Origin of the sequence: Halorientalis regularis (assembly GCF_023698535.1) — an archaeon.
GTDB classification, from domain to species: domain Archaea; phylum Halobacteriota; class Halobacteria; order Halobacteriales; family Haloarculaceae; genus Halorientalis; species Halorientalis regularis.
Genome location: NZ_JALJCL010000040.1, coordinates 1 through 2,041, shown reverse-complemented (window position 1 = coordinate 2,041; position 2,041 = coordinate 1). Strand labels below are relative to the sequence as shown.

The 2,041-nt window shown below is 58.6% G+C and carries 3 protein-coding genes; 2 read left to right on the top strand and 1 reads right to left on the bottom strand.

Annotated elements, in window-relative coordinates:
- Positions 1-323: 323 nt before the first annotated feature.
- Together MU521_RS21290 and MU521_RS21285 are read left to right on the top strand one after the other, a co-directional pair.
- A complete protein-coding gene (locus MU521_RS21290) occupies positions 324-848 on the top strand; it encodes a hypothetical protein (RefSeq protein ID WP_092695841.1) in 525 nt (174 codons plus the stop codon).
- A 135-nt stretch (positions 849-983) separates the two neighbouring features.
- Positions 984-1,229, top strand: coding sequence for a PRC-barrel domain-containing protein (locus tag MU521_RS21285; protein WP_092695839.1), 246 nt, complete (start codon positions 984-986; stop codon positions 1,227-1,229).
- Positions 1,230-1,495: 266 nt separating this feature from the next.
- Here the strand turns inward: MU521_RS21285 and MU521_RS21280 are convergent.
- Positions 1,496-2,041, bottom strand: a 546-nt coding sequence (locus MU521_RS21280; RefSeq protein ID WP_250864858.1) for a transposase, incomplete at its 5' end; no start/stop codon positions are given.

Here is a 2,041-nt window from a genome sequence, read left to right as displayed (position 1 = left end):
GGCGTGCGCTTGAACAGCGGGACGTTGAACGTGAACGGAGGCTATTCTCCTGCCGACGATGAGTCGGCCAGAACGGGAGTCCACGCTGAATCCCACCGCTTTAGCGGTGGGTAGCTCAAGCCGTCGCTCATCCAAGACTACTCGGTCCGCTTTGTGCCAAGCAGTTCGTTAGCGGCGTCGCCGAACGGTGTTCCAACTGTGTCACAGGTGCGGACGATAATCCGATCCGGTGTCGCGGGCCGACAGTCGTGGTCTCGGACGAAATCGGGCAGGCCCATGCGCCCATACGATAGGCTTTAGCCATTTGATAAACATATAGAGATATGGAGACGCCACGGCGAGACTTCCTGCTGGGGGCAGGGATGGCTGCAGGGCTGACTCTCTCGGGTTGTGTGAGCGATGAAACGATTCCGGGTGCCACTGACGATGCTACAGCGGCTGGCGCAGATGAAGTCACTACAGGACCCGGGGCACAGGAAACCGTCCCCGGCCCGGAGACGTCATCTGATATCCTTATGAACAAGAAAGTAACAATCGACGGGAACGAATACATCGCGGAGGACTTCTCACTCAACTCGGAGGTGCAGTTCAGGTATCGGCTGACCGTCAAGAGCAACATTCCGGTTGATTTGTTCGTGGTTACAACCAGCGAGTTCATACGATACAAGCAGGGGAAGCGCATCACTCCGGAGGTGTTGGAGCCACGCATCAACAATGATAGCGGCGACTTCACTGTGCCACAGGGGAATTACTACGTGGTGGTCGATAACACGGATCGTCTGGAAGCGGAGCCGCCTGGGCAGTTAGAGTCGAAGTCTGCAACAGTCGACATTGAGATTACGTACTAACTCGGCAGCTGTTGAGGCAGCCACTGTACTGATCGTTCGCTGGGCATTCCTAAGGAAGCTGTGAACCGGCTCTTAACACCCGCCACTGCAGGCTCACCCGGACGATTTTTGTCAGAGCGTTCTCTACTGGTGGCTATGGCAGTGGTCCTCGCCAAACAGCTCTCCAACAAACCAGTCCTCAGTGCGGATGGTGAAGAACTTGGACACGTGTATAACCTCACGATGGATGCCAAGACGGGCGCACTCGAAAGTGTGCTCGTCGAGCCGTCCGACCAGCCGATCGCCGGATTTGAGACAACTGACAACGGCCGGCTCCGCGTGCCGGCCCGATGCATTGACGATCTCAGTGACTTCCTGATCGTCCGCAAGCCCGGGACCTGACAGATCGTCGCGTGTGGACGCCTGTTTCCACGACAGCGGTCGGATCGCGGCCAGGGTGCGGCTGGCTGGGCGGGTGCCTACCAGTCGAAGTATTGCTGTTCCCACTCGCGCCGGGCCTCGATTTCCCGGCGGCCGCGCTTGGTGACGGCGTGACCTCCTCCTCGCCGTGAACGGAGAGGGAGCGAAGCTCCCTCAAGCAGTCGGGCGTAGCCCGACGACGGCGAGGCTTCCCGAACCGCACCGCAAGCGTTGGGATATTTGCCGGTCTACGGGCAGACCTGTTCTTTTGGGGCTACTCTCCCCATCGATGTATCGAACAGGCGCACCGAAGGCTGGGCCAGACAGCCGTTACTCCTATCCCGAGCGGGACTCGGAGTTACCGTCGCTCGCATATTCTCCGCCGCATTCAGGTCGCTGTTCGCGACCAGTTCGCAGTTCTCACACACGTACAAGCCACGTTCAACACGGTTCGAATCGGCTTTCATCCCGCACGCACAACAGGTTATTGACGTGGCCAACTCGTACTCATCAACTCGCTCTACCTCGATACCACGTTCTTCGGCCTTGTACTCGATGTGACTCAGCACGGTGTCAAACGCCCAGTCGTGCAGACGCTTGTTCCCGTGGCGACCCCAGTCTTCATCCGCACGAATGTCCTTGGGATGCCCGACCGCTATCGTCTCCACGCCACGGTCTGCACATTGCTCTATGATGTCTTTCGAGAGTGCGTGCAGGTAGTGGGTCTGCCGCCGGGATTTCTTCTGGCGTGCCCACTCAGCATGGGTGCTTGGACCGTTTTCGCCTTCCGTGTC